At 52.8% G+C, this 19,230-nt stretch carries 17 protein-coding genes; 9 read left to right on the top strand and 8 right to left on the bottom strand.

What is annotated here, in order from left to right; genetic code table 11:
- The first annotated feature begins 243 nt into the window (after positions 1 to 243).
- The 9 genes from JI735_RS03905 (at position 244) to JI735_RS03865 (ending at position 11,005) form a co-directional block, all read left to right on the top strand.
- Entirely contained in the window at positions 244 to 1,380 is a 1,137-nt protein-coding gene (locus JI735_RS03905; RefSeq protein WP_202677084.1) for a BMP family ABC transporter substrate-binding protein, read from the top strand.
- Positions 1,381 to 1,483: 103 nt separating this feature from the next.
- Entirely contained in the window at positions 1,484 to 3,046 is a 1,563-nt protein-coding gene (locus JI735_RS03900) for an ABC transporter ATP-binding protein (RefSeq protein WP_202677083.1), read from the top strand.
- Positions 3,039 to 4,085 carry an ABC transporter permease gene (locus JI735_RS03895; RefSeq protein WP_039835118.1) on the top strand — a complete coding sequence of 349 codons (1,047 nt, stop codon included), beginning with the start codon at positions 3,039 to 3,041 and terminating at the stop codon, positions 4,083 to 4,085. Before JI735_RS03900 ends, JI735_RS03895 begins: the two co-directional genes overlap by 8 nt.
- Positions 4,082 to 5,020 carry an ABC transporter permease gene (locus JI735_RS03890; protein WP_039835119.1) on the top strand — a complete coding sequence of 313 codons (939 nt, stop codon included), beginning with the start codon at positions 4,082 to 4,084 and terminating at the stop codon, positions 5,018 to 5,020. The genes JI735_RS03895 and JI735_RS03890 overlap by 4 nt, the downstream gene beginning before the upstream one ends.
- A 34-nt stretch (positions 5,021 to 5,054) precedes the next feature.
- Positions 5,055 to 6,011, top strand: coding sequence for a nucleoside hydrolase (locus JI735_RS03885; protein WP_039835120.1), 957 nt, complete (start codon positions 5,055 to 5,057; stop codon positions 6,009 to 6,011).
- 3 nt (positions 6,012 to 6,014) lie between these two features.
- Positions 6,015 to 7,427: an ADP-ribosylglycohydrolase family protein gene (locus JI735_RS03880; RefSeq protein ID WP_202677082.1), complete on the top strand. Its 1,413-nt coding sequence runs from the start codon at positions 6,015 to 6,017 to the stop codon at positions 7,425 to 7,427.
- 1,244 nt (positions 7,428 to 8,671) lie between these two features.
- Positions 8,672 to 9,433: a methionine ABC transporter ATP-binding protein gene (locus tag JI735_RS03875; RefSeq protein WP_083886631.1), complete on the top strand. Its 762-nt coding sequence runs from the start codon at positions 8,672 to 8,674 to the stop codon at positions 9,431 to 9,433.
- Positions 9,426 to 10,088, top strand: coding sequence for a methionine ABC transporter permease (locus JI735_RS03870; protein WP_202677081.1), 663 nt, complete (start codon positions 9,426 to 9,428; stop codon positions 10,086 to 10,088). Before JI735_RS03875 ends, JI735_RS03870 begins: the two co-directional genes overlap by 8 nt.
- A 71-nt stretch (positions 10,089 to 10,159) precedes the next feature.
- Positions 10,160 to 11,005: a MetQ/NlpA family ABC transporter substrate-binding protein gene (locus tag JI735_RS03865; protein ID WP_039835125.1), complete on the top strand. Its 846-nt coding sequence runs from the start codon at positions 10,160 to 10,162 to the stop codon at positions 11,003 to 11,005.
- A gap of 204 nt (positions 11,006 to 11,209) precedes the next feature.
- Here JI735_RS03865 and JI735_RS03860 read toward each other — a convergent pair whose 3' ends face one another.
- The 8 genes from JI735_RS03860 to JI735_RS03825 all read right to left on the bottom strand — a co-directional run bounded on the left by JI735_RS03860 (position 11,210) and on the right by JI735_RS03825 (position 19,029).
- Positions 11,210 to 13,075, bottom strand: coding sequence for a S8 family serine peptidase (locus JI735_RS03860; RefSeq protein WP_051051735.1), 1,866 nt, complete (start codon positions 13,073 to 13,075; stop codon positions 11,210 to 11,212).
- Positions 13,076 to 13,443: 368 nt separating this feature from the next.
- A complete protein-coding gene (locus tag JI735_RS03855) occupies positions 13,444 to 14,433 on the bottom strand; it encodes a metallophosphoesterase family protein (protein ID WP_039835126.1) in 990 nt (329 codons plus the stop codon).
- A gap of 147 nt (positions 14,434 to 14,580) precedes the next feature.
- Positions 14,581 to 14,922: a DMT family transporter gene (locus JI735_RS03850; RefSeq protein ID WP_020429559.1), complete on the bottom strand. Its 342-nt coding sequence runs from the start codon at positions 14,920 to 14,922 to the stop codon at positions 14,581 to 14,583.
- Positions 14,919 to 15,599 carry an HAD family hydrolase gene (locus JI735_RS03845; protein ID WP_202677080.1) on the bottom strand — a complete coding sequence of 227 codons (681 nt, stop codon included), beginning with the start codon at positions 15,597 to 15,599 and terminating at the stop codon, positions 14,919 to 14,921. The genes JI735_RS03850 and JI735_RS03845 overlap by 4 nt, the downstream gene beginning before the upstream one ends.
- A complete protein-coding gene (locus JI735_RS03840; RefSeq protein WP_202677078.1) occupies positions 15,587 to 15,844 on the bottom strand; it encodes an HAD family hydrolase in 258 nt (85 codons plus the stop codon). The genes JI735_RS03845 and JI735_RS03840 overlap by 13 nt, the downstream gene beginning before the upstream one ends.
- Before the next feature lie 46 nt (positions 15,845 to 15,890).
- Positions 15,891 to 17,237 carry an ABC transporter substrate-binding protein gene (locus JI735_RS03835; RefSeq protein WP_039835127.1) on the bottom strand — a complete coding sequence of 449 codons (1,347 nt, stop codon included), beginning with the start codon at positions 17,235 to 17,237 and terminating at the stop codon, positions 15,891 to 15,893.
- Between the two features lie 34 nt (positions 17,238 to 17,271).
- The gene (locus JI735_RS03830) at positions 17,272 to 18,114 is read right to left on the bottom strand and encodes a carbohydrate ABC transporter permease (protein WP_039835128.1); all 843 of its coding nucleotides are present in this window, start codon (positions 18,112 to 18,114) and stop codon (positions 17,272 to 17,274) included.
- Between the two features lie 33 nt (positions 18,115 to 18,147).
- Complete coding sequence (locus JI735_RS03825; RefSeq protein WP_051051737.1) at positions 18,148 to 19,029, bottom strand: carbohydrate ABC transporter permease; 882 nt, start codon at positions 19,027 to 19,029, stop codon at positions 18,148 to 18,150.
- Positions 19,030 to 19,230 lie beyond the last annotated feature (201 nt).

Raw genomic sequence — 19,230 nt, 5'->3', positions numbered from 1 at the left:
TGATCTTATCAATTAAACCGAAGATTCACAACTGGACTGGCCATCTTGTTCGGAATTTACCCGGTTTAAGGTGGGAATGTAACACGTAATGTTTGTTTTTCATAGTAATTTGCTAATTTTCAGAATTTCAACCGTCTTTCATGAATGCTGCTTCCTGCTGCCCGGTTAACAAAACGTGCAATTGGGACATTATGCTATTGGTTCAGCGTTAATCCAATACAAACAGGGGTGTGAACTTAGACAATGAAAAAGAATGTGCTCGCTTTATTGTTGCTGGCGGTAATGGTACTGGTTACGGCTTGCGGAAGCAATTCGTCCGGCAATAAAAATGCTGCCAATACGGGAACGAATGCGGAGGGCGGAGAAGCTGCCGCAGGGGACAAGCTGAAGGTTGTGCTGCTGATTCCGGGAACACTGGGGGATAAGTCGTTTTTTGATGCAGCCAACAGCGGCCTGCAGAAGGTGAAGGACGAGCTTGGCGCGGAGACGAAAGTCGTGGAAATGGGCGCGGACAAGACAAAATGGGAGCCGACTTTTAACGATATCGCTGCTGAAGATTGGGATGTTGTGATCTCCGGCGGATCGGAAATTACCGAAATGTTCAATGCGACAGCGGAAGCAAATCCGGACAAAAAATTCATCAACTACGACACCGACATCGAAGAAGCACCAGAGAATATGTACAACATGTCCTATTCGACTAATGAGGTTTCATTCCTGGCAGGAGCGGTAGCGGCGCTTGCTACACAATCCGATATGCCAAACGCCAACAAGGAGAACGTGATCGGATTCGTAGGCGGGATGGATATTCCCGGAATCAACGCCTTTCTCGTCGGCTACATTCAGGGAGCGCAGTATGTAGATCCCGATGTGAAGGTGGCCGTATCGTATGCGGGCGACTTTGTGAACCCGGCGAAGGGCAAGGAATTGTCGCTGATCCAGTATAACTCGGGCGTGGATGTGATTTTCAACGTCGCGGGCGGCACGGGGCTTGGCATTTTTGATGCAGCGAAGGAGAAGACCAAATACGCGATCGGCGTCGATTCCGACCAGGCGATGCTGCTCAAGGACACGGACAGCGAAAAAGCCAATCTGATTGTCACCTCCGCTATTAAAAAGATCGACATGGCCATTCTTGGCGCAGTGAAAAAACTGCAGGACGGCACGCTGGAGATGGGCAAACGCGATGTGCTGGGCTTTGTGGAAGATGGCGTAGGCATCGCTGAGAACGACATTTACAAGAATGTATTTCCGGCAGACCTGCAGGCCAAAGTGGAAGAAGTGAAGCAAAAGCTGATCAACAAGGAAATTACGGTCGACAACGCAATGGGCATGGAAACCTCTGAGGTTGAAGCCATCCGTAATGCCGTTAAACCTTAAGTCACACCGGTAAGCCGGCTCCCGCAGTTGGAATCTCTTCGTTACGAAGAGTTCCAGCTGCCTATTTTTGCAGATTACCCAAGTTGAAAGGCGTTGATGACCCATGGCAAATGCTCTGCTGGAAATGCGGGGAATCACCAAAGTGTATCCGAACGGCGTTGTTGCGAACAAGAACGTTGCATTTTCTTTGCGCGAAGGAGAAATCCATGCGATTGCAGGAGAGAACGGTGCGGGCAAATCCACTCTGATGAAGATTATGTTCGGGATGGAAGAGCCAAGTGACGGTGAGATCTACATCCGGGGAGACAAAGTAAGGCTCCAGTCCCCGCAGGATGCGATTGACCGCGGCATCGGCATGGTTCATCAGCATTTCATGCTGGTGCCTTCTTTTACCGTGGCGGAAAATATGGTGCTGGGCATGGAGCCGCGCAAAGGCGTAGGCTTCGATTATAGCGAAGCGGTGCGTCTGACGGAGGAGACGGCGCGCAAATACAACCTCGCGGTGAATCCCAAAGCGAAGGTGGAGGACCTGACCGTCGGCATGAAGCAGAAGGTGGAGATTCTGAAGGCGCTCGTGCGCGGCGCCCAAATCCTCATCCTCGACGAGCCGACGGCAGTGCTGACCCCGCAGGAAACGGAGGAGCTGTTCCATGAGCTGCAGCAGCTTAAGGGGCAGGGACATACGATCGTATTTATCTCGCACAAGCTGAAGGAAGTCAAAGCGATCTGCGACCGGATTACCATTATGCGCGGCGGCAGAAGCGAAGGCGTCTTTCAGACGAGCGAAGTAAGCGAGCAGGAAATCTCGCGGCTGATGGTCGGCCGGGATGTGGTGCTGAAATATGAGAAGGACAAGACCTCCCTCGGCCAGCCGGTGCTTGCGGTGGACCGGCTGGGCGTCACAGACAGCCAAGGAAAAGCGCTGTTGTCCGAGGTCAGCTTCTCGGTCCGCGAAGGACAGATTGTCGGCATCGCCGGTGTCGAGGGGAACGGGCAGACACAGCTGATCGAGGCGCTGACCGGCGGCCTGCGCGGCGTATCCTCCAGCGGATCAGTACGTGTACAAGGGACAGATATCCGTGATGCGGATATCCTGGACATCCGCGGCCTGGGGGTGTCTTATATTCCCGAGGACCGGATGCGCCAAGGCTCTGCTGGAGAGGCCAGCATTGCCGACAACCTGATTTCTACGCGGTATCGTTCGAAGGATATGAACAAGGGGCCATTTCTCAAGGGCTCCAAGATTGCCGCTCTGGCAGCTTCGCTGGTAGAGGAGTTCAAGGTGCGCTGCTCCGGCCCGCAGCAGCCGATCGGCATGCTGTCCGGGGGCAACATGCAAAAGGTGGTTGTCGCCAGGGAATGCTCCACGAATCCGCAGCTGCTCATTGCCGAGCAGCCGACCCGGGGTGTGGACATCGGGGCTGCGCAATTCATTCACCAGAAGCTGCTGGAGCTGCGCTCGGATCATTGCGCCATTGTGCTGGTATCGGCGGATTTGAATGAAATTCTGGAGCTCAGCGACAGCCTCCTTGTCATGTATGAGGGTCAGATTGTCGCCTATTTTGATAAACCTTCTGCGGTAAGCGAGGAGGAATTGGGACTGTATATGCTGGGAATCCACCGGCAGGATAAAGAGCAGACCGGGAGGGCCGTAAACCATGTTTAAAGTCAAATACTTCGAGGCCATCCGGACAGCGGCGGTTATTGTCATAGCGCTGATTATTGCCTTTCTGATCATCTCGCTTGTCAGCGACCAGCCGGTGAAGACCATCGGCATCTTCCTGCTGGAGCCGTTATCCACCAAGGGGCATATCGGCAACGTCATTGAGATGGCGATACCTCTGATGTTCACAGGGCTGGCCGTTTCATTACTGTTCCGGGCCAATATGTTCAACCTGGGGGCGGAAGGGATCTTTTATTTCTCCGGTGTCGTTGCTTCTGTACTGGCGATTCACCTCAGTCTGGGCGGCTGGCTGCATCCGCTGGTGGCGATTGCCGCAGGCTCCATCGTAGGGGCGCTGCTGTCAGCGGTCCCTGGTATTCTCAAGGCCAAGTGGAACGCCAATGAACTGGTAACTTCACTGATGTTCAATAATATTTTGTTTGGCGTGGGGCTGTACCTGCTGAACTATCACCTGCGGGATGCCAAAGCTTTTGCCAATGTTTCCTTTAAATTCGAGAAGACGGCGCAGTTGAGCAAAATTTTCCCGGGCACCCGGATTCATACCGGACTGATTATTGTACTGGTGCTGATTGTACTGGCCCATCTGTTTCTCTACCGGACCAAGTGGGGGTACGAGCTGCGGATGACAGGGGCCAACCGCGAATTCGCCCGCTATTCTGGAATGAAGACGGCCAAGGTCATTATCCTGGTCCACTTGATCGCCGGATTTATTGCCGGCATGGGCGGCTCGGTGGAAGTGCTCGGGATGTACAGCCGGTTCCAGTGGACCTCGCTGCCGGGATATGGCCTGGATGGTGCGCTGGTAGCGATGCTGGCCAAAAACAACCCGCTGTCCGTCATCGCCTCTGCGCTGTTTCTGGCCTATATCCGGATAGGCGCCGATCTGATGGCACGGCTGTCCGATGTGCCGTCCGAGATGATCTCCATTATTCAAGCCGTTATTATTCTGCTGATTTCCGCTGAGCAATTCCTCAAGTTCTGGAAGAACCGGATGCTGCTGAAGGAGGCCAAGGAAGCATGAACAGTCTGCTGAACGTCATTCTGACGACGGATTTTGCCTTTTCGGTGCTGCGGGTGACTACGCCGATTCTGTTCGCTGCGCTGGGTGCGCTGATCTCAAACCGCGCGGGCATCATCAACATCGGGATGGAAGGCATTATGCTCGTCTCCGCTTTGACCGGTGTCATTGTAAGTGCCTATACGCATAGCGCCTGGGTCGGACTGCTGGGAGCAGTATTATCAGGAACGCTTATTGCGGGGATATTGGCTTTTTTCACCTTGAAATTCAAAACCCATATTATTCTCGGCGGTGTGGCGATCAATATGTTCGCATCAGGCGGTACAGTATTCATTCTGTATCTGCTTAGCGGGGACAAGGGCTCTTCCACTTCCTTAGCGAGCAAGGTGCTGCCGAGTGTGGAGATTCCGCTGCTGAAGGATATTCCGGTGCTGGGCCCGATCCTCTCAGGCCATCATATTTTGACCTATCTCTCGATTCTCTCTGTGCTTGTGGTTTATTATCTGCTGAACCGCACGCCGCTTGGGCTGCGTATCCGCTCGGTAGGCGAAAATCCGCATGCGGCCCAGTCGGTCGGAGTCAGTGTGATCAAAATCCAGTATACCGCACTCCTGCTCAGCGGGTTCTTCGCCAGCTTGGGCGGAGCCTACATGTCGATGGGCTATCTGTCACTGTTCACCCGCGATATGGTGGCCGGACGGGGCTGGATTGCGATTGCCGCCGAATCGATGGGCCGGAGCACGACAGTGGGTACGGCGTTAACCTCACTTTTGTTCGGTGCCGCCGACGCGCTCGCCAATGCCCTTCAGGTATTGAAGATTCCGGCGGAGCTGATCGCTACGCTTCCCTATGTGGCGACCGTCATCGGCCTGATCATTTACGCCGTATCCGAAACACGGAAGAAGAACAAGAAGCTGAAGACTACTACTTCCAAATAATTTTTACAGATAAACTCACAAGGGAGCGATGACGATGCCAACACCTATCATTATTGACTGCGATCCGGGGCATGATGACGCGATTGCCATTCTGCTTGCGCTGGCTCATCCGGAGCAGCTGGAAATCCGGGGGATTACCACGGTTGGCGGCAACCAGATTCTTGATAAAATCACGGACAATGCGCTCAAAGTGCTCAGCTTTGTCAATGCCGACATCCCCGTAGCCAAAGGAGCGGCAGCACCTCTGCTCGGCAAGCTGGTAACCGGGGAACAGGCCCACGGCGAATCCGGCATGGACGGCCCTGCGCTTCCGGCCAGCAGGTTCAAGCCGGTGGAACAGGGCGCGGTAGAATTCATGCTGGAGATCATCCGGTCATCGGAAGAGAAAATTACACTGGTGCCGACGGCACCGCTTACGAATATTGCCCTTTTAATTACAGCTTATCCCGAAGTAAAGGAAAAGATCGAGAAGATTTCCCTGATGGGCGGCGGACTGGCTTACGGAAATGTGACTGCAACGGCAGAGTTCAATATTTATGTGGACCCCGAAGCGGCGCGAATTGTCTTCGAATCCGGGATTCCCATTGTAATGAGCGGACTGGATGTGACGGATAAAGCGGCCATTTTTGAAGAAGAGATTCTGGAGCTGAAATCGCGGGGACCTGTGTCCGTGATGGTAGGCGAGCTGCTTGATTTCTATTCGATTTATGGCAAAAAAATGGGCTATGTCGGCAGCGCACTGCATGATCCGTGTGCGGTGGCCTGGCTGCTGCGGCCGGAGCTGTTTGAATCGGAGCATCTGCACGTTACGGTGGAAACGGAAGGCCGGCTGACCAGAGGAATGACGGTGGCCGACCGGAGAAAAAAGCCGGACCGTGCCGCCAATACACAGGTGCTGCTGGGCGTGGACCGCGAAGCCTTCATGAAGCTGCTGTTCGATGCGCTGGACAGACTCGACCGGGAGCATGGGCTTGCGGCGGGAGAGAAATAGCGCATGGCGGGCTGGGAACAGCTTCAGGAGACGGTGCGGCTGGAGCTGCTGCAGCGTGAGGAGGAAGGCTGCCGGACCGGCAGCCTGGCAGAGAAGCTTGCCGCTGCTGGAAGCGAGGAAGGCAAGCTGATGGAGGTTTACCGGGAACTGATGTCACTTCCTGTGGCAGAAGACTTCCCGTATCAGGAGCCGTCGGAGCTCGCAGCGATCCGGCGTTTGCGTCCGGAAGGGCCGCGCAGGCTGGCGGTGGAGTGGACTCCTGAGCAGTGGAGGGACCGCTTCTACGGAGCCTGGCTGGGCAGAAGTGTCGGCTGTGCGCTGGGCAAGCCGCTGGAGTATTGGGATTATCTGTATGGCAAGGACGGGCGTCCGGGCTGGGAAAATATTGAGCTGTGGTTCCGCGGGGCGGATGCCTGGCCGATTAAGGGCTACACTCCGGAGCACTCGCGGGCGGAAGCCGAATATGGTCTGGGCTTAAGCGGCTGGTCGTTCACAAGCACCAGAGAGAAGATCAGATATATGGAGAGTGACGACGATATCCGCTACACGCTGCTTGGCCTGATGCTGCTGGAGCAGAAGGGGCTGGACTGGGATTCGTGGGATATCGGCAAGCTGTGGCACGGGCATCTGACCTATAGCCAGGTATGCACCGCAGAAACGCAGGCCTACATGAATTTTGCCCGGGAAACCTCCCATCTGCACGGCGAGAAGCCGGAAGATTGGCCGCTGCGGCAGGAGCGGGTGCGCATGCACCTCAATCCGTACCGGGAGTGGATCGGCGCAGCCATCCGCGCGGACGGGCTGGCCTACGGAGCTGCCGGCTACCCCGAGCTGGCCGCCGAGCTGGGCTGGCGGGATGCTTCCTTTTCCCATGTAAAGAACGGAATCTACGGCGAAATGTTCTATGCCGCGATGATCTCCGCCGCGTTCGCGGGGCTGGATAATGAGCGCATTGTGGAAATCGGACTGAGCGAGATTCCGCAGACAAGCAGGCTGGCCAGTGATGTGCTGAAGGGAATTGCAATCGCGCACAAAGCAGGCAGCGAACGGGAGCTTGTCAGCAGGCTGTGGGACCGGTTCAGCCACTATGATCCGGTGCATACCAATAACAATGCCGCCATTGTCGCCGCCTCACTGGTGTACGGAGGCGGTGATTTTGAGAAGGCAGTGGTGGCTTCGGTATATGCGGGAATGGATACGGACTGCAACGGTGCTACCGTTGGCTCCATCATGGGAGCGAAGCTGGGGGCTGCACAGCTGCCGGACAGCTGGACGGCACCGCTGAATGACACGCTGTATGCCGATCTGCCCGGATTTCATCCGATTGCAATATCAGAGGTTGCCGAGCGGAGCTATCAGGTGTTCCTGAAGATTCGCGCAGAGCTTGAGAACGGGAATCCGCATCAACGGAAATAGAAGCGGCTCATAAACAGCACGAAGCATCTTTAGTACAACAGGAAAGTCCGCAGCCTGATTCAGGGCTGCGGACTTTCCTGTCAGGACGTTAGGATACCGGCCGAAGGCTACTTTTGAACGGCCGGGCGGGCTGAAATCGGGGATTCAAAGAGTGCACCGCTGATCTGGGATCAGCGGTGTTTTGTGCATATTTAGGAAATTATAATTCCCCTTTTGTGGATAAGATGTGTATAAAGTTGGGGATAAGTAGACGTGAATTGAGCGGATTCACGTGGAGATCAGCCCGGTTCGCTCTCCTTTTTCCAACTGGCCTTTGCGAAGAAGCAGATAAGCAGTGCGTCCATGGCACAAGCGGCGGAATCTCCAGGTCAAGCGTCCATCTATATAAAGCGAACTTGAAAAACTAACAAAAGGGAAAAGGGTGGAGGGGAAGTTTGGAACTGGAGGAGCGGTAGCGTCCGCCTTTGTCTGCGGATTTCCACCGCGAACAGCGGGAATAATCAAGAAATCTGCAGACAACAGCGGCCGGAAGTCCAAACATTCACCGGAGTCCCGACAAAGTCCCTAATGTAAATATCTTAAGTTCACTCTATCTAGTTGGAAAAAGTGAACTTATTTCTCACTAAAATCAACAATTGTGAGAGTTAAGTGGAAAAAGGAAACTTAATTGGGCCATATTCCTTCGTCGGGAGCGAAATGAGCCGAATTAGTTAACCTTTTTCCACTTCACCTGCGGAGAATAGGGTGCCCCAGCAAATTAGTGACCTTTTTTCCACTTTGCCTGCGGAGAATAGGGCGTTCGAGCAAATTAGGAATTGCCGAAGGATTCATACAGGATTCTCCAGGCGACGCTGACTGAAATTCAAAACGGCTGCCTTATCAGTCAAGGACGGCGCAGCCTTTTCTGCTTGTGTGCTGCTGTAGTCCTGCTGTAGTTCTGTGAATTACTGTTTTGCTGGCGGGCTTTGAGTTCTTGGGAATCATTTTGCAGGATGGCTTAGGCAATGTATGCATTGGGACCGCTTTGTGAATCATTTTGGGAAAGAAGGCTGCTGCTCTTTTTCGGACAATGCTTCACAACCTTAATATATCATTTTCAGAAAAATGATGACACAGCGAAAAAAATACCTTATTATTTAAAGAGATTTTTGATAAAACAGATTTTAAATAATTATAATACACTTTGTTGCGAGTCTTAGTGCTGCAATCTGGAAAGTCCAGGCAGTCTGGAAGGGGGGCTTCATATTCTAGCACTGAGTGGGGTAAGCAAAAGCTTCGATCTGAAAGAAGGCCGGTATTGTGCTGTTGATAAGGTATCGCTGGAGGTTCGGGCCGGAGCTATTCACGGCATAATCGGGGCCAGCGGTGCCGGTAAATCCACCCTGCTGCGGCTGATCAATCTGCTGGAGCGTCCAGATGCAGGCACTGTGACGCTGGACGGCAGACTGCTGACGGAAATGCCGGAGAAGCTGCTGCGCAGGGAACGGCAGAAGATCGGCATGATCTTCCAGCAGTTCAATCTGGTGGGCAATGCCACCGTCAGCCGGAATGTGGCTATTCCGCTGGAGCTGGCCGGAGCGCCGCGCAGCGGACGGATGGAGCGGGTCCGGGAATGCCTGCACTTTGTCGGCCTGGAGAGCAAGGCAGACCAATATCCCGCCCAGCTCAGCGGAGGGCAGCGGCAACGGGTGGCGATCGCCCGGGCATTGGCGAACAGCCCGAAGCTGCTGCTGTGCGATGAACCAACCTCTGCGCTCGACCCTGGGACAACGGCCGATATCCTTGATGTGCTACAGCATATCAATGACATGCTGAGGGTAACTGTAGTCATCGTCACGCATGAGCTGGATGTTGTGCGGAAGATCTGTACCGACGTATCTGTCATGGAAGGCGGACGGATCGTCGATTCCTTTTCCCGCGGAGACGGCGGTTTTCTGGCACCGAAAGGCCATTCGGGGAGCTACCGTGAGCGGATTACGGGCAAAGCGGGGGAAGCGCATGTTTGAGAATCTGCTGAAATACCAGGATCAGATGTGGGAGTCCATCGGGGAAACTTTTGTCATGGTCGGCATTTCGGCAGGAGCGGCAGTGCTGCTCGGGCTTCCGCTGGGGACTGTTTTATACTTTTGCCGCAAGGGCCAGCTCTATGAGAACAAGACGCTGTCGCTTGTACTGAACACCATTGTCAACGTGGTCCGTTCTTTTCCGTTCCTGCTGCTGGTGGTTGCATTGATTCCCTTCACCCGCATCCTGGTGGGTACGGCCATCGGTACTATGGCGGCTGCCGTGCCGCTGTCCATTGTCGCTATCGCTTATTACTCGCGGCTGGTGGAGCAGTCTTTGCTGGAAGTGCCGAAGGGTACCATTGAAGCTGCACTGTCCATGGGAGCCTCGAAGGCCGGGCTGATCTTCAAGTTCCTGTATGTGGAGGCGCGTTCGGGCCTGGTGCTTGGCCTGACGGCTTCAACCATCAGCTTCATTTCCTTTTCAACCGTGATGGGCGTGGTCGGCGGGGGAGGAGTTGGCGATTTCGCCATCCGCTACGGGTATCAGCGTTTTGAGACCGAGGTGATGGTCTATGCGATTCTCGTAATGATTGTACTGGTGCAGATTATCCAGTTTGCGGGAAGCACCCTGGCAAGGCTGCTGGATAAACGCTGAGCGGCCGGGAGCCTTAGGCTTATTAACAACAGAACAACAACAATATATAAAAATGGGGGTTCACTGCACTAATGAAAAAAACGTTGAAATACACACTTATGCTGCTCGTATTGGTCATGATTGCCGCAGGCTGCGGAAACAACAAGAAAATTGAAAGCACACCTGAAGCCACTGCGCCGGCAGCAACTGCCACCGAACCAGTCAAAATTAAAGTGGCCTCGCTCATTCCGCCAATGACCGATATCCTTGATATCGTGAAGCCGCTGCTCAAGGAAGACGGCGTAGACATGGAAGTCGTCATTCTGTCTGACAATGTCCAGCCTAACGAGGCGCTGGCTAATAAGGAAGTGGACGCGAACTTTTTCCAGCACGTTCCCTACATGAAGCAGTTCAATGCCAGCAAGGGCTCCAAGCTGGTGGAGGTGCAGCCGGTATATGATGCGATCTACGGCGGTTATTCCAAACGGTATAAGTCAATTGCCGATCTGCCGGAGGGGGCAACCCTGGTCATGGCGAATGACCCCTCCAATACCGGACGCTCGCTGCAAATGTTCGCAAAGGCCGGACTGATCAAGCTGAAGGAAGGCGTGGGCATTCAGGCGACCCAGGCCGACATTACCGAGAACGCCAAAAAGTTCAAGTTCCAGGAAGTTGACCTGCTGATGCTGGCCCGCATGCTGGATGACGCCGACCTGGTGGCAATGACTCCGGCCTATGCCAGCCCGCTCGGACTGACACCGAAGAAGGACGCGCTGATCACCGAAGGAAGCGACTCCGAATTCACCATCACCCTGGTGGCCCGCGAGGACAACAAGGATTCCGACGCCATCCAAAAGCTGGCGAAGCGCATCAGCGGCCCGGAAGTAAAGAAGTTCCTTGAGGACAACTATGCGGACATTGCTTTGCCTGCGTTTTGAGGCAAAGTAGCCGCTGTAAGCTCTGCTGCGGGCTAATCCGGCCCGGGCCGGAAACAGCGGCAGAAATGCGTTGTTCTGGTCCAGTGATCTATTTACGGATGCTGGCATACAAAAAGCAGCCTTCTCTACTGCGGAGAGGGCTGCTTTTTGTTGTTCTATAAATTTACTGAAAGAAAGAGTATACTTTTTTAACGTTAATTAGAATCAAGGAGTAATGTTATTACCGGTGATTTCCAAGGTGTAGTCGGCACTATGATCTTTTCCGAATACTCCAAAATAATAAGTACCCTGCTTAGGTGTTTTAATATTGATATTTTCCTGAGGGAGTTCTGTATTCTCTCCGATGTAATAGGTAGCGGGCGCACCTTGGTATGGATCAGCTCCTGGTTCCCATATTGCTAAATCCAAATTTTCCTTATTTTCATTTATGATCAATAATGTAGCGTTAAGATCTGCACTCGTTGCATTCTGTTTTACCGCATATACATCAACATAATCTTTAGCCACATGTCCCCCGGGTACAGAAATCAAAGCGCGATGATTATCAAAATCACCTTGTTCTTGGGCGGCATTTTTAATGGACTCATAAGCAAATAATATACCATTGCCGTACAACTTGTCATACCCTTGAGTACCCATGTCAAATATAGAAAAACTAATAGAGCTTGATGTACCTCTTGAGTAAGCTGCATCATACATCAGCGCGTAGGTTCCAGCTACAAAAGGGGTGGCCATTGAAGTTCCGCTCATGGTGACGTATTCGTTTCTAGAGTTAGCTTTAGCCGCTCTAATGCTCTCACCTGGTGCAGAAATAAAAGGACCTGTACTGCCTGTACCTCTGGATGAAAAGACACTCAATCCCCAGCCTCCTTCATAGGGGTCCTTTATACTGGCTACGGATGTAGATGTATATTTGGCATAAGTGCTAAGTGTATCATAGTACTTGCCTAGAAATTCAGTACCATTATAGCCATGGCCTGAATTTCCAGCCGCAACGAATACAGGAACTCCAGCGTTCTCAATTTTTTTGATCCACGTAATTACATTAGATGCGTCTTCATATGAATTCAGAGTCCCTATACTAAAGTTAACAGCTTTAACATTGTATGAATGAAGATTGTTGTAGAGCCATTGCAGTCCTTCGATAATATCAGCGTTAGATCCGTGGCCGCTACTATCAAGAACCTTAACACCTACTAATGCAGCGCCTGGGGCCACGCCAGTCTGAACATTAGGATCACCTTCCCCTGTACCTGCCACAATACTTGCTACATGTGTACCATGCCCGTGATCATCATAAGGTTTGGTTTTGTCATTTACGGAGTCATACCATCCTATTACTTTACCCCCATCTAAATCAACATGATTAGCATCTATACCAGTATCAACAACAGCAATTACAACATCGCTTTTAGTGTAAGTGGTCTCCATGCCGTCTAAAGCTCCGGTCACTTTAAAATCACTGCGAGCTTTGGTAACTCCCGTCATCTCACTGGCTGCATTTAAAAAAGGAGTGATAGGCTGCTCTCCAGCGGTTTCTGCAATGTATGAGCCTTTTTCTTTTTTCGGTTGTATAATGGCAAACTTTAATTCCTTCATTTCTTTCAGAATATCCAGTTGTTCTTTAGTAACATCCATATGATATGTTCGGTTACTTACTTTTTTGAACTTTAATTCACTCTTAAATAGGACGCTGAGCTGATTTTCGAATTTTTTTTCGTTTAATTGAATTGTCGGCTGATTATCCTCTGCAACAACTTCAACAGGGATTGTCGATTTATTCTCATTCTCGGCTTTTGTGAATTCTTCATCAGAATTGAAAAATATTTTGTTGGTTCTTTCAACAACATCGTTAGGGTTCTCGTAGGGAAGCGTGTTTGATTTCTTCAACATAGGAACAGGTAATGATTGGATGTTACTTTGAATGTTCTGGGAGGTTTCTATTGTTTTTGTATTTATAAACGAAGGGTCAATCTTAAAAGGTTGGGAAGACTGCCCATAAGCCAGAGAAACATTAGATAACAGCATTGCAGATAGAAATACTCCTCCTGCTGTCCTTTTCATACTCATCGCTATTTCTCCTTTTTAAATGTGGAATTGTTAGAAAACCAGTATACAAGAAATATAGAATACTCAGTTCGGAACATCACCTCTTTTTTCCATTTATATAATAAATTATATTCTCTTGCCCCACTGGTTCAACCCTTTTTTCTGGAATAAAGTGTCTATTTGTTGAGTATTGTAATTTAAAAGAACAGCTAGATGGGAGATTTTATTCGGACAACCTATGGTGAGGATCAAGCTGATTGCAGGGAAGGTGCTGGCACGCAAACAGCCTTCTCCACTGCGGAGAGGGCTGTTTTTTGCTACAGCTGTATCGTCAATGTGACACCTGAAAAGTATATGTCTTGTTTGGCAAACATCCATCTGCCATGGCATTATCCGCGTACATTTACAGGCGTAACCACCTCATACTGCGCTGATTCAATCCAGCTCCCCGTAGTGAAATCCCGTCCCCGGACAAGCACCTTATCGCTGTAGACTTCCACGTAATACCCTTGGCTGCCGCTTTTGTGCTCATCCGCGTTAGTCCAAAGGTAAGCAACAGAAGCGGCATTGAACATAGTTGCCGTTTCGCCGTTGCCGGGGTACATCGTGTTGCTGACCTCAAGCTCCCAGTGGGTATGGCCGGTGAAGAGAAGAGTCTGCGGATACTTGGCCAGGATGGCCCGCAGTTCCTTATCCTGTGTCACCCCGTACCACTCCTGTGACTCGAGCGAACCTGCTACTGTATCCTTCAGCGGCTGGTGCAGGAACAAAAATATAGGCTGTGCTTGCGCTGCAGTGTCGCCAAATGCCTGAACGCTCACAGGCAGCCTTCCAGGTTCGTGCTCAACGACCGTTTGCCCGGCAAGCTCAAAAGGGTCTGTTAGCTGCCGGCCAAGCTCCCGGGTTTCCGCCGCCCGCTCCCCAAGCTTCCGGTCCAGCCATCGGAGCTGCTCTTCTGACAGATTGCAGAAGGTAGGCAATCCTTCCTCTGTTCCAAGGAAAATAAAATGATACCCGCCGATCCAGTGGTCATGATAGGGGCCGGTCATTCCCGTGCGGGAGGTGTACATCGCCAGGCGGGATTCCCAGTGGCCGAGACCCACGTCATGGTTCCCCAAGGTGTAACGGATCTCCGGGAGTGCTGCCTGATGCAGCTGCAGAATGCGGTGGACTTCCTCGTATTCTTCCGTAAAGCCATGATCCGTAATATCCCCAATATGCATAATCCCGCTGCTGCCCTGGGCATGGAGGGCCAGATCCTCCAGCGCCCGCCCGAAATTCAGATTATACTCATGCGATGGATCAGCGGTGACATGGGTATCCGTGATGATTTGGAAGGTGAGCAGCGGCTGTTGTCCGCCAGATTCGTTTGTACTCATTCTCGAAAGAGCCTCCTTGGATTGCATGATCAACTGAATAAAAGCAACTCTGTACATTTACAGCCCGTTTCGTCGTGGATAGTCCGGTTCAGGAATCAGATCGGTTTGCAGGTGCTGGCAGGAACATCGTTAATACTATTAACTCTGTTAATGTCCCTTGGCGCTAATGTTCAAACCCACAATTCCGGCCACAATCACAGTCACCCATAAGAGGGAGGACAGGGTCATCCGTTCGCCGAAATACAACGCCCCCACCAGAGAAATCAGGATGATTCCCGCGCCTGACCATACCGCATAAGCTACTCCGACCTTGATCGAGGTGAGCGCCACATTCAGCGAGGTGAAGCTGATCCCGTAGAACAGGAACATCAGCACGGAGGGCCAGAGCCGGGTGAAGCCATGGGATATTTTCATAGAGATGGTTCCGGACAGCTCGAACAGAATCGCCAGTACCAGAAAAACCCAGGCCCATGCCCCTTCGGCCCTCATCTTGCTTTCCTTTCGATACTTAGTTCTGCATAGGACTGCACAATAGAATCAGCATCAGGCAAAAGACAGCGCGCCGCCGCTGCGTCCACCGTGCTAGTAATCCCGGCGTACGCTGCTGTGTCCACCGCGCTGGTGATCCCGCCATACGCCGCTGCGTCCACCGCGCTAGTGATCCCGCCGTGCGCTGCTGCGTCCACCGCGCTGGTATTCCCCGCCACGGAGTCCGCCGCGCCGGCAATTCCAACGGCCACAGCCGCACCGGCGGCCTTGGCCATCCGCATGTCGCCGTTCGTATCGCCAATCACGGCGGCCTCGGCAGGAAGTACCCCCAGCCGTTCACAGGCCAGCAGCGCCATATCGGGGAATGGCTTTCCCCGTTCGACCTGATCCGTGCCAATCACGGCGGAGAAATACCCGCGGATGCCAAGCCAGCGGAGGTGGTTTTCCGCTGCGGCCGTTTCATCGGCGGTTACTACGGCGAGGGCTGCACCACAGGCTGCGCATTGGTCCAGGAAATGGAGCAGGCCGGGGAGGGGGAGCACCGGCCTGCTCCGCTCCAGCAGCGCATCCGCTTCCTGACGGCAGAGCGTCACCAGTTCCATGGACTCGGCCCAGGACAAGCCGAGCAGGTAGCCCTGCCAGGACAGGATGGCGTACAGATCGCTCATTGTGCCCATGGCCAAGGGACCATTGCGGTCATAGCCGGTAATTCTCCCCCGGCATCGTGGACAGTCCCCAGCAGGGCGGCCCGATGCTGAACCGGGAATTCAAGACCGCGCTTTGCCAGCTGCCGGGTGAACTGTTCCAGGAAACACTCGGCCCAGCTTCCCCAGAGGGAGATGAACTGGAGCAGCGTGCCGTCCTTGTCGAACAGGATTGCGGAAATGGAATGCTTCCCTTGCGGTGTGATGAGTTCAGGCATGCTGCCACCCCTTGAATTTAATCATTTTACGTCATTATATTCCTGCTTATTTCATCTTATCCAGTGCCGATTGGGCGGTTTGCTGTGCTTCCTTAAGCGCTTCTGCCGCCGGGGTATTCTCAATCTGCACCTTGTCGGCAGCGATTTTTAGCGCATCGCTGATTTTGCCCCCGGTAGGGTCCTGGAACGGGGCGGAGGCGTGGGATGCCTGCATCAATGGAACTTTGATCTGCGGATTGGTCTCGCTGAACGAGACGAATGCCGGATCTTTAAGGGCAGACTGGCGGACGGAAATGTATCCGGTGTTGATCGACCAGAAGGCGGTGTTCTCGGAATTCGTGAAGTAGGTCAGCCACTTCATAGCTGCCTGCTTCTCGGTATCTCCGGCCTTGGCCGGAATGCCGGCCATAAGCGCCTCTGCTACCGGTTTTCCTTCACCTACTCCTGCCCAGCCCGGCTGCTCCATGGCCGAGACGATACTGAAATCCAGATCGCCCTGGTCCCCGCTGGAGCCGGTGTAGCCTGCCGCCTGGCCCTTCATCACATCATCAATGGTTTTGTACCAATACTCCCAGCCTTGTCCGCCGGAGTGAATGCGCATGATCTTGTCCTCGTGAATCCATTTGCGGAACAGGTCCCAGGTCTCTACCCACTCAGGAGAGTCAATGGTTACTTTCGTTCCATCCTCGCTAAGAATACTGCCGCCCTTGCTCATCACAGCATCAATCATGTTGCCGGAGCCCCACATCGGCTCCCAGCCGAAGAAGGTTGTTTTGCCGCCGTCTTGAACAGTCATTTTCTTCGCGGCTGCGGCGAGGTCTTCCCAAGTCTTCAGCTGGCTGGCGTCAATCCCGCTTTTCTCAAAAGCATCCTTACGGTAATACATAACCTGTGTCGTTCCGTACATCGGAAGGAAATACTGCTTGCCGTCAACCTGGCCCTGCTTCAGGAAGGTCTGGACAAAATCCTCTTTATTAAAATCCGGCTGCTCTGCAATCAGCTCATCCATTGAAGCAAAATATCCCTTGCGCGCCCAGTCCATATTGGAGGAGAGTACGGCTGCAGGAACCTGTCCGGTAGCAATGGCCGCCTGAAGCTTCTGTTCTGTTTCGCTGTAATCCGCCTGCACAATACCTTTGACGATGACCTCCTGCTGCGAGGCATTGAATTTCTGAATGAGCGTTTCCATATTTTCGCCGAGCTTGCCGCCGAGTCCATACCAGAATTCAATCGTTACCGGTTTGCCTTGTGCCGGTGCGGCGTCCGCAGCGGGAGCTGCGGAGGCACCAACCCCTGCTGTATCATTGCCCGAAGCGGAATTTCCGCCACAAGCCGTGAGTACTGTGAGTCCGGCAATCATGGATACCAGTGACAACCTTTTTAATACGTTCATCATCATTCTCCTCTTTGTTCATTAATGTAAGATTTCAGCCTTTACTTGAACCTGCCGTCATATTGACACTTTGCATAATCGTTTTCTGCGCCAGCAGGAAGACAAGCAGCAGCGGGGCGATAGTGAAGGCGCTGGCGGCCATGATCAGCGGCCATTGTAATCCGTATGCACCCCCTTCCACGAAAAAGCTGCGCAGGCCGGCCGAGACTAACTGCAGGTCAGGGTTTTTGGTAATCAGCATCGGCCAGAAATAATTGTTGTACTGATCAATGAAGGTAATCAGCGCCAGCACGGCAAAGGAAGACCTCGTAACCGGCACCAGCACCGTCCACAGAATCCGCATATGCGAGGCGCCGTCCACTTCACCGGCCTCCACCAGCTCATGCGAGACCTGCAGGAACGCCTGACGGATCAAAAAGATCGCAAAGATGCTTACACAGTTAGAGAGAATCAGGCCGGCATAGGAATTCAGCAGATGCAGCTCAGACAGCACAAGATAGCCGGGCAGGTAAACTGCGGTAGCCGGGACCATATACCCAAACAGAATGACTCCGGCAAAAAGTCCCTTCAGGCGGAATTTCATATGTGTCAGCGCATAAGCCATCATGCCGGAGTTGATGATCTGCAGAATGACAATGGAAGCAGCGACGAATATGCTGTTCCCCATGTATCTAGCGAACGGAGCCTCATTCCAGGCAGCGGCAAAATTGCCCCAGAGCGGCACTTCAGGCCAGAGCGTAGGCGGGGAGCGCCAGATTTCATCATTGGTTTTCAGTGCGCTGGTGACCATCCAATAGAAGGGAAAAGCCATCAGCAGGGCAAGCGCGGCAAAAAACAGATGGCGGACCGGGCCGCCCAGCCGAGTGAGTATACGCAAGCGGTGAGACCTCCTTTTTGGAAAATGAAAAGATTATTGATAATGCGTGGTCCGCCTGCTGACGCCGAAGGAGAATACGGACAGCAGCATGCAGATGGTGACAAGAACGACAGCCACACTGGAAGCCTCTCCGATCTGAAAGGATTCGAAGGCGGACTGATAATACAGATACAGCAGTGTGCGGGTAGAGCCGGAGGGGCCGCCTTGGGTCAGCACATTGATCTGATCGTAGGCCTGAAGCGCCTGGATAAGCTGGACCACGAACAGAAACAGGGTGGTTGGCGAGATCAGCGGCAGGGTGATGCGGAAGAACTTCTGTCCAGCGCTTGCGCCATCGAGGTCCCCCGCTTCAAGCAGATCTGAAGGCACATTCCGCAGCGCCACCAGATAAAAGATCATCGCCCAGCCCACGGATTTCCAGATGGTCACCAGAAGGACTCCCACAAGCGCCCATTCGGGGTCCTGCAGCCAGCCGATTTTTTCGAGTCCGAGGACATCCAGCACTGTATTGGCAAGGCCGACCTCAGGTTCATAGATCCACGACCAGACAATGGATACTGCAACGGTTGGCGTAACCCATGGCGAGAACAGCAGCACCTGATAGAGTGCGGAGCCTTTCAGCTTGCGGTTCATCAGCAGGGCAAGCCCGAGGCCGAGCAGAATGATCGGCAGCACACTGCCTGCACAGAAGAGCACAGTTACTCTCAGCGCCTTGTAAAAGGCCGGATTGCTGAAGAGATCAGCATAATTTTGTAATCCGACAAAAGTTTTTTCCGGGCTCATAAAATCCCATTCCGTGAAGCTGAGATACAGCACATACAACAGCGGCGCCAGCCAGAACAGGACGAACGGTACCATCGCCGGCAGCGTGAACAGTATGGGCTTCAAGCCGCTAATAACCTTTGAGCGTGTCATTTTTGTTCCGATACCCCATTCCATCAGCTTTGTTTTGCGGTATAATGCAGAGGAAAGCTCTCTGTTCAAAAAAAATTGTACACTCATGGCGCGGCCTTATGGTCAAGCGGAGGTAAACATCATTCGGAAATTGTGTAAAATTTGCAGGAAAGCTGCAAAGAAGCTTCAGTATTGTGTAATGTAGAGGGAACGATTCTATAA

Source organism: Paenibacillus sonchi, from assembly GCF_016772475.1.
Classification (GTDB): domain Bacteria; phylum Bacillota; class Bacilli; order Paenibacillales; family Paenibacillaceae; genus Paenibacillus_AQ; species Paenibacillus_AQ sonchi.
This window is presented reverse-complemented; position numbering and strand designations above follow the sequence as displayed.

Bases quoted from the DNA above. Each gene is read 5' to 3' on its own strand.
- JI735_RS03885 (WP_039835120.1), top strand. From the start codon at position 5,055: ATGCCAACACCTATCATTATTGACTGCGATCCGGGGCATGATGACGCG.
- JI735_RS03870 (WP_202677081.1), top strand. From the start codon at position 9,426: ATGTTTGAGAATCTGCTGAAATACCAGGATCAGATGTGGGAGTCCATC.
- JI735_RS03860 (WP_051051735.1), bottom strand. From the start codon at position 13,075: ATGAGTATGAAAAGGACAGCAGGAGGAGTATTTCTATCTGCAATGCTG.
- JI735_RS03840 (WP_202677078.1), bottom strand. From the start codon at position 15,844: ATGCCTGAACTCATCACACCGCAAGGGAAGCATTCCATTTCCGCAATC.
- JI735_RS03845 (WP_202677080.1), bottom strand. From the start codon at position 15,599: ATGGGCACAATGAGCGATCTGTACGCCATCCTGTCCTGGCAGGGCTAC.
- JI735_RS03865 (WP_039835125.1), top strand. From the start codon at position 10,160: ATGAAAAAAACGTTGAAATACACACTTATGCTGCTCGTATTGGTCATG.
- JI735_RS03825 (WP_051051737.1), bottom strand. From the start codon at position 19,029: ATGACACGCTCAAAGGTTATTAGCGGCTTGAAGCCCATACTGTTCACG.
- JI735_RS03850 (WP_020429559.1), bottom strand. From the start codon at position 14,922: ATGAGGGCCGAAGGGGCATGGGCCTGGGTTTTTCTGGTACTGGCGATT.
- JI735_RS03835 (WP_039835127.1), bottom strand. From the start codon at position 17,237: ATGAACGTATTAAAAAGGTTGTCACTGGTATCCATGATTGCCGGACTC.
- JI735_RS03900 (WP_202677083.1), top strand. From the start codon at position 1,484: ATGGCAAATGCTCTGCTGGAAATGCGGGGAATCACCAAAGTGTATCCG.
- JI735_RS03905 (WP_202677084.1), top strand. From the start codon at position 244: ATGAAAAAGAATGTGCTCGCTTTATTGTTGCTGGCGGTAATGGTACTG.
- JI735_RS03855 (WP_039835126.1), bottom strand. From the start codon at position 14,433: ATGAGTACAAACGAATCTGGCGGACAACAGCCGCTGCTCACCTTCCAA.
- JI735_RS03880 (WP_202677082.1), top strand. From the start codon at position 6,015: ATGGCGGGCTGGGAACAGCTTCAGGAGACGGTGCGGCTGGAGCTGCTG.
- JI735_RS03890 (WP_039835119.1), top strand. From the start codon at position 4,082: ATGAACAGTCTGCTGAACGTCATTCTGACGACGGATTTTGCCTTTTCG.
- JI735_RS03895 (WP_039835118.1), top strand. From the start codon at position 3,039: ATGTTTAAAGTCAAATACTTCGAGGCCATCCGGACAGCGGCGGTTATT.